Origin of the sequence: Burkholderia sp. Bp8963, from assembly GCF_003854275.1 — a bacterium.
Lineage (GTDB): Bacteria > Pseudomonadota > Gammaproteobacteria > Burkholderiales > Burkholderiaceae > Burkholderia.
On record NZ_QTQP01000072.1, the window covers coordinates 23,499 to 31,202 of the forward strand.

Here is a 7,704-nt window from a genome sequence, read left to right on the forward strand (position 1 = left end):
ATCCGAGTCGACTCGTGTCCACCAACATCGGTTGCAGGGTGTGAACGTGCCGTCTCATCCAATTCGGGCCAACGCCTTAAAGTTAGCGTACTTCTCAGTACACTAACTTTATAGTGCTCGCATGCCATTGATTTTTATACAAAAAAACGTCAACCGGCGTGGCGGAGCTTCTTCGCAAGCGGGATGTTTGCTCTCAGACGGGCAGTCGACGGAAGGCATGGCAGCAGACGATTGCGATACTTGAGCAGATTGCCTGGTGCACAAATCAACGCGCACGAAATCTGGTACTTTTGTTAGATTTTTCGACCGACAGGCATAAAAAAGGCGGAGATCCTGGTCTCCGCCCTGCTATCAGCCGTGTCCCGCCTTGGAAGTCCATCAGCGCAAGGCTTCCCGTTTCGTCGCTCGTATGCGGCGCCCGTGCGCCGCACCCGTCACGCGACGTTTTCCGGCGTCGACACAGGCTGAACCTTCGTCCCGTGCTGCGCGTCCCGGCTCGCGGCCACCCACGGCGCGATCTCCATCTCGTCGTAGCGGACGAACCGGCACTTTTTCACGATCCGGTAGCCAGCCCACACCACGAAGAACAGCGGGATGCCGACGTAGGTCGCGAGCACGCCGATCCAGTCGATCTTGTTCGCGAGGAACGCCTGATAGTCCTGGCCGAGCGCGATCACGACACACAGCACGAACGCGAACAGCGGGCCGAACGGGAACCATTTCGACTCGTACGGGAGCTGGTCGAGCGTATGGCCCTGCGCGACGTAGCCCTTGCGGAACCGGTAATGGCTGACCGCGATGCCGAGCCACGCGATGAAGCCCGTCATCCCAGACGTGTTCAGCAGCCACATGTAGACCGTCTTGTCACCGTAGAGCGACGTCAGGAAGCACAGCGCGCCGACCGCGGTCGTCGCATACAGCGCATTGCGCGGCACGCCGCCCGGCGACAGCTTCGCGAACAGCTTCGGCGCGCGGCCTTCGGTCGCGAGGTTGTACAGCATCCGCGTCGACGCGTACATGCCCGAGTTGCCGGCCGACAGCACGGCGGTCAGGATCACCGCGTTCATCACGCCGGCCGCAAAGGCAAGGCCCGCGTGGCGGAACACGAGCGTGAACGGGCTCACGCCGATGTCGGTCACGTCGCTCTTCAGCAGGTTCGGGTCGGTATACGGAACCAGCACGCCGATCACGAAGATCGCGAGCACGTAGAACAGCAGGATCCGCCAGAACACCTGGCGCACTGCGCGCGGAATCGTCGTGCGCGGGTTTTCCGATTCGCCGGCCGCGACACCGATCAGCTCGGTGCCCTGGAACGAGAAGCCCGCGATCATCGCAACGCCCATCATCGCCGGCAGGCCGCCCGCGAACGGCGCGTCGCCGATCGTCAGGTTGCCCCAGCCGTTGCTCGGCGCGCCCTTCAGAATGCCGAAGATCATCAGCAGGCCGACGCCGATGAACGCGATCACGGTGACGACCTTGATCAGCGCGAACCAGTATTCGGCCTCGCCGAACCCGCGCACCGTGAGTGCGTTGAGCAGGAACATCACGCCAAGGAACGCCGCGCTCCACCAGACGCCCGGCACGTTCGGAAACCAGTAGTGCATCACGAGCTGCGCGGCGACCAGTTCGACCGCGATCGTCACCGCCCAGTTGTACCAGTAGTTCCAGCCGAGCGCGAAGCCGAAGCCTTCGTCGACGTATTTCGCACCGTAGGTCGCGAACGAGCCCGACACCGGCATGAATGCCGCCATCTCGCCAAGGCTCGTCATCAGGAAGTAGACCATCAGGCCGATCAGCATGTACGCGACCATCGCGCCGCCGGGGCCGGCCTGCGAAATCGACGCGCCGGACGCGACGAACAGGCCGGTGCCGATCGAGCCGCCGATCGCGATCATCGTCAGGTGGCGCGCCTTCAGCGCGCGATGGAGCTTGGGTGGATTGCCGGACGAACCGGGCCGGTCGGAATTCGGAAGTGCGGACATCGAAGACGAGAAAGACGAGACGAACGTTGGGCGGGCCGGCAGCATGTTGAGCCGGCGTCCGCGCGAAATCGGGGCGCGATGCGCGCCCGGACCTGCATTCGAGGCGGCTCCGGGCACGTCGCGTGCCGGGCGCCTGCGGCGAAGCGCGGATTCTACCTGATTCGCCCGCAAGACAGCGCACGCGAAGGCGTCCGGCGCGGCGCGCAGCCTTTGCAGAATCAACGGGTTGGATGCGCCGGCGCACAGTGCGGGCCTCGCGCGGCGCACGTGCGGAAACGCGGCCTTTTCCGCGGGCACCCGCCGGGCGGCCGCGATCCTGTCCGGAACCGACAAAGGCCGATTAATCGCGAAAATCGGTCAAAATCGCCTGCAATAATCAGACGGAGTGAAGCGGATCGTAAGATTGTTACAAAGCAAATTGCGTCCGCGTGATTTGGTAACGTTGCGTAACGGGTCGGATCTGTTTTAAATTCACAACCGGTTTGACGAAGTAGTCAGGCCGTTAAAATTCGCGAGATAATACGTATTGTTTTGAAATAATTACCGTGCGGAACCGTCATCAGGAACGCATTTCCGCCGCTCCCTCCCCCTACAAGGATGAAGCCATTCCCGCTGCTGGATACGTTGCGCCGCCATACTTCGTCGACGGTCGTGCGGATTCTGTCGCCCCGTGGCGTCATCGTCGCGGGCTTTCTGCTCGTGCTGTTCAGCTGGAGTTTGTGCGCGTCGGTATTAATCGAGGCCCATCGCGACGCATACGGCCATGCCGTCGAAAATGCACGGAACCTGATGCTGCTGATCGAGCGCGACATCTCGCGGAATATCGAGCTGTATGATTTGTCCCTTCAAAACGTCGTCGACGGCGTCAACGATCCGGAACTCAATGCGCTGCCCGAGCATTTGCGCCACCGGATGCTGTTCGACCGCGCGGCGACCGGCGCCTATCTCGGCTCGATTTTCGTGATGGATGCCAATGGCAATATCGTCATCGATTCCCGTGCGATGCCCGCGCGGCGCGGCAATTTCGCCGACCGCGATTATTTCACCGCGCATCGCGACGGCCGCGCGCAGGGCCTTTTCATCAGCCGGCCGTATGCGTCCCGGCTGCGCGGCGGCGCGCTGACGATCGCGCTCAGCCGCCGGATCACCCGGCCGGACGGCTCGTTCGGCGGCATCGTCGTCGGCACGCTGAGCATCGACTACTTCCGCGCGCTGCTCGACGGCATCGCGGTCGGCCAGCACGGGACGGCCGCGATCATCGAGGACAACGGCGCGCTCGTGTGCCGCCTGCCGTTCGATCCGGCGATCGTCGGCCTCGACCTGCACGACGCGCCGCTGTTCATCCGCGCGATGAAGCACCGTGAAGGCGTGCTGGCCGGCATGGCATCGATCGACGGCGTGCGCCGTATCTTCGTCTATCGGCACCTGAGCGGCCTGCCGCTGATCGTCAACGTCGCGCCCGCCGAGAGCGACATCTATGCGTCGTGGCGCGACCGCGCAGTCTGGGTGATCGTCCTGGTCGGCCTGTTCAGCGTGTTCATCGTCGGCGCGTCGCTGCTGCTGTCGCGCGAGCTGAGGCGCCGGCAGGTCGCCGAGTCGAAGCTGTACCGTCTCGCGCACACCGATGCGCTGACGGGCCTCGACAACCGCGGCAAGTTCGACGCGGTGCTCACGAAGGAAGTCCGGCGCGCGAACCGCAGCGGCCGGCCGCTGTCCGTGCTGTTCGTCGACGTCGATCATTTCAAGGCGTTCAACGACTACTACGGCCATCAGGCCGGCGACGACGTGCTGCGCGAGGTCGCGCAAACCGCGTCGCGCTGCCTGCGCCGCCAGGGCGACCACATCGCGCGCTACGGCGGCGAGGAATTCGTCGTCACGCTGCCCGACACCGACGCGCGCGGCGCGGCGGTCGTCGCCGAGGCGATCCGGCGGGCGATCTCCGGGCTCGAAATCGAGCATGTGCAGAGCCCGTACGGGTGCGTGACGGCCAGCATCGGCGCGGCGACCTCCGCCGACCACCGCGCGAAGAGCGCCGAAACGCTGCTGAAGCTCGCCGACGAGGCGCTCTATCGTGCAAAATCCGGCGGCCGCAACCGGGTGTGCGAGGCTGGGCGGTGCCAGGCCGAAGTGTGAGCGCGCAACCGCATGACGGCGTGGCCGCCGCGCCGGCCGCCCGTCGTGCGTGCACCGTGGACAGCCCGCGCACGTTCCGCTAGCGTTACGTCTGATCGCAGCCGCGATGCGCCGCCGGCCGAATCGCCGCCGGCGCGCTTTCCCGTCACCCGCTTTCCGTCATGACCGCCTCGCTCCACACCCGGCTGCCGACCGTCGTCCGTAGCGCGCTGCGCCCGCTGCTCGACCCGTATCGCCGCTACCGTCACGCAAAACTGATTCACGCTGCGCGCGTGTCGCTCGCGATCCTCGTGTCGATCGGCCTGTCGACCGGCCTGCGGATGCCGCACGGCGAATGGTCGACGATCACCGTGCTGATCGTCGTCGGCGGCCTCCAGCATCACGGCAACATCCGCAAGAAGGCGGCCGAGCGCGCGCTCGGCACGTCGATCGGCGCGCTCGCCGGGCTGCTGCTGATCCTGCTGCACTCGGCCGTGCACGCGCCGCTCGCGATCTACGCGGTGATGGCGATCGCGTGCGGGGTCTGCGCGTATCACGCGATCGGCAAGGCCGGCTATATCGCGCTGCTGTCGGCGATCACGATGGTGATCGTCGCCGGGCATGGCGACAACGAGATCGTCGACGGGCTGTGGCGCGCGGTGGACGTGCTGACCGGCATCGCGATCGCACTCGCGTTCTCGTTCGCGCTGCCGCTGTACGCAACCTATTCGTGGCGCTACAAGCTCGCCGACGCGCTGCGCGGCTGCGCCGCCGTGCACGCGCGGATCGCCGGCGACCGCCATGTCAGCGACGACGCGCACCTGAAGGACATGGCCGCGCTGAGTGCGCTGCTCGTGCAATTGCGTTCGCTGATGCCGTCCGTGTCGAAGGAACGCGAGATCTCGATGGCGCAACTCGAGGCGATCCAGCGCAGCCTGCGGCTGTGCATCAGCTACCTCGAAATCCTCGCGAGCGTGCTGCCGGCCCGCGACGACACGGCCGCCCGCGAATACCTGCGCGTCGCGATGAAGGCCACGCACCGGAACATCCGCGACACGCTCGTCGGCGCGAGCCGTGCGCTGAAGTTCGGCACGCCGAGCCGGCTCAGTGGAACGCGGCGGCGTCAGGATGTGCCGCAGCACGCGCCGCCGGCGCAGCTGTCGGGGTATGTGTCGATTTCGGCGAAACTCGCCGGCGAAGTCGATCAGTTGCGCGAGCGGCTGCTGGAATCCGCGCGGTCGTGGAATATTTGAGGGTCGGGGTACGCAGGCGCACCTGTTTGGTGCGGTCGATGTTGGCGCGATGTGGGCGACTCTTTGGCGAGTCGGGAAAGTCGTGTCCGTCTAGATATATTCGCCGGCGCGAAGCTTTCAATTTCATGACGCCATCGATCCGCCCCCTGAAAACCGGCCGCCGCCTGCGCTCGCCAACCAGCCCGCAAGCCCGCCCGGCGGCCCGGCACGCGGCCGCCGGGCCGAAATCAACCCTTGCCCCAACTTCCCGGACAGCCGATACTCGCATATTCCGCGAAATACGATCCCTCCCGGACTTCAATCCACGGTAATTCCTATGAGCACGATTCTCGAAAGCCTCCCGACCGGCCAGAAGGTTGGTATCGCCTTCTCCGGCGGCCTGGACACCAGCGCCGCGCTGCACTGGATGAAACTCAAGGGCGCCGTCCCGTACGCATACACGGCGAACCTCGGCCAGCCCGACGAAGACGACTACGATTCGATCCCGAAGCGCGCGATGGAATACGGCGCAGCGGGCGCGCGCCTGATCGACTGCCGCGCGCAGCTCGTGGCCGAAGGCATCGCGGCGCTGCAGAGCGGCGCGTTCCACATCACGACGGCCGGCGTCACGTACTTCAACACGACGCCGATCGGCCGCGCCGTCACGGGCACGATGCTGGTCGCCGCGATGAAGGAAGACGGCGTCAACATCTGGGGCGACGGCAGCACGTACAAGGGCAACGACATCGAGCGCTTCTACCGCTACGGCCTGCTCGTGAACCCGGACCTGAAGATCTACAAGCCGTGGCTCGACCAGACGTTCATCGACGAACTCGGCGGCCGCTCGGAAATGTCCGAATTCATGCGCCAGTCGGGCTTCGCGTACAAGATGTCGGCCGAGAAGGCGTATTCGACCGATTCGAACCTGCTCGGCGCGACGCACGAGGCGAAGGATCTGGAAAGCCTCGAGAGCGGCATCAAGATCGTGAACCCGATCATGGGCGTCGCGTTCTGGCGCGACGACGTGAAGATCGACGCGGAAGAAGTGACGGTGCGCTTCGAGGCCGGCCAGCCGGTCGCGCTGAACGGCGTCGAGTTCAAGGATCAGGTCGAGCTGCTGCTCGAGGCGAACCGCATCGGCGGCCGCCACGGCCTCGGCATGAGCGACCAGATCGAGAACCGCATCATCGAGGCGAAGAGCCGCGGCATCTACGAAGCCCCGGGCCTCGCGCTGCTGTACATCGCGTACGAGCGTCTCGTCACCGGCATCCACAACGAGGACACGATCGAGCAGTACCGCGAGAACGGCCGCCGCCTCGGCCGCCTGCTGTACCAGGGCCGCTGGTTCGATCCGCAGGCGATCATGCTGCGCGAAACGGCGCAACGCTGGGTCGCGCGCGCGATCACCGGCGAAGTGAAGATCGAACTGCGCCGTGGCAACGACTACTCGATCCTGAGCACGAAGTCGCCGAACCTCACGTACCAGCCGGAACGCCTGTCGATGGAGAAGGTCGCCTCGACGTTCTCGCCGCGCGACCGGATCGGCCAGCTCACGATGCGCAACCTCGACATCACCGATACGCGCGACAAGCTGCGCGTGTACACGCAAGTCGGGCTGCTGACGCCGGGCGAATCGTCGGCGCTGCCGCAAATCAAGGACGACGGCGACAAGTAAGCCGTCTTCCGTCACGGCCGGGCGGCGCAGGTCATGCGCTGCCCGCGCCGGGCAGGCTGCGCGCGTGTTCGTTGCGCGCGCAGCCTGCCGGTCTCTCCTCCCCCCTTTTTTCCTTCCACGGCCGAGCGTCGGCTCCGATCACCGTCGGACGCCACGGCGAGACCGGTCGTCGCGCAACATTTTTCGGCAGTATTTACCGCTTGCGAGCCGATACGGCGAGATGCCGCCACGAACGGCCTCTAATCGCCCAATCGACGCGCGCACGGTTACCTCACACTGGTAGCGAGACAGATCCGGAAGGTTTCGGTTGGCGGCTGCCAAGGACATGGCCGCAGGCTTCCGTCAGGTTCATCGAGGATTACCGGCGAACGCGGCAACGATGGCCGCGTTCGGTCATGCGGCATCGATCGGCGTAACACGCGAAGACACGTTCGGACATCCTGCCTACCCATACGCCGAATTATTACGGATGACTAATCGTGAAATCGAAGTCCCTCGTCGTGAGCCTTGTGGCCGGCCTCGCCCTCACCCTGTGCGGCAACGCCGCCGACGCAGCCTGCATCTCCAACCCTCCGGCCCAGTCCAACGCGTCGTTTCCGAGCGCGCTGACGGGCAAGCTCGTCTATCACAGCTATGTGTCCTACGGTGACGGCACGAGCCAGCTGTTCCTGTACGACTTCTCGGCGCGCACGCTGACCCAGTT

General features: G+C 65.3%; 4 protein-coding genes and 1 pseudogene. 4 read left to right on the forward strand and 1 reads right to left on the reverse strand.

Translation table 11 applies throughout. The annotated features are described in order from the left end of the window. Positions 1–434: 434 nt before the first annotated feature. Positions 435–1,982 carry an amino acid permease gene (locus DID96_RS34200; protein ID WP_124603609.1) on the reverse strand — a complete coding sequence of 516 codons (1,548 nt, stop codon included), beginning with the start codon at positions 1,980–1,982 and terminating at the stop codon, positions 435–437. 597 nt (positions 1,983–2,579) lie between these two features. On the opposite strand from DID96_RS34200, the gene DID96_RS34205 reads away from it, so the two are divergent. The 4 genes and pseudogenes from DID96_RS34205 to DID96_RS34220 form a co-directional block, all read left to right on the forward strand. Then, positions 2,580–4,115, forward strand: coding sequence for a diguanylate cyclase (locus tag DID96_RS34205; RefSeq protein WP_124603610.1), 1,536 nt, complete (start codon positions 2,580–2,582; stop codon positions 4,113–4,115). A gap of 161 nt (positions 4,116–4,276) precedes the next feature. Next, positions 4,277–5,347 (forward strand): FUSC family protein, encoded by a 1,071-nt coding sequence (locus DID96_RS34210; protein WP_124603611.1) that lies wholly within the window; start codon positions 4,277–4,279, stop codon positions 5,345–5,347. Between the two features lie 316 nt (positions 5,348–5,663). After that, a complete protein-coding gene (argG, locus tag DID96_RS34215; protein WP_124603612.1) occupies positions 5,664–7,001 on the forward strand; it encodes an argininosuccinate synthase in 1,338 nt (445 codons plus the stop codon). A gap of 479 nt (positions 7,002–7,480) precedes the next feature. Next, positions 7,481–7,704 (forward strand): annotated as a pseudogene (locus DID96_RS34220) (hypothetical protein); the annotation flags it as partial.

Coding starts and splice junctions, on each gene's coding strand:
- DID96_RS34200 (WP_124603609.1), bottom strand. CDS start 1,982: ATGTCCGCACTTCCGAATTCCGACCGGCCCGGTTCGTCCGGCAATCCA.
- DID96_RS34205 (WP_124603610.1), top strand. CDS start 2,580: ATGAAGCCATTCCCGCTGCTGGATACGTTGCGCCGCCATACTTCGTCG.
- DID96_RS34210 (WP_124603611.1), top strand. CDS start 4,277: ATGACCGCCTCGCTCCACACCCGGCTGCCGACCGTCGTCCGTAGCGCG.
- argG (WP_124603612.1), top strand. CDS start 5,664: ATGAGCACGATTCTCGAAAGCCTCCCGACCGGCCAGAAGGTTGGTATC.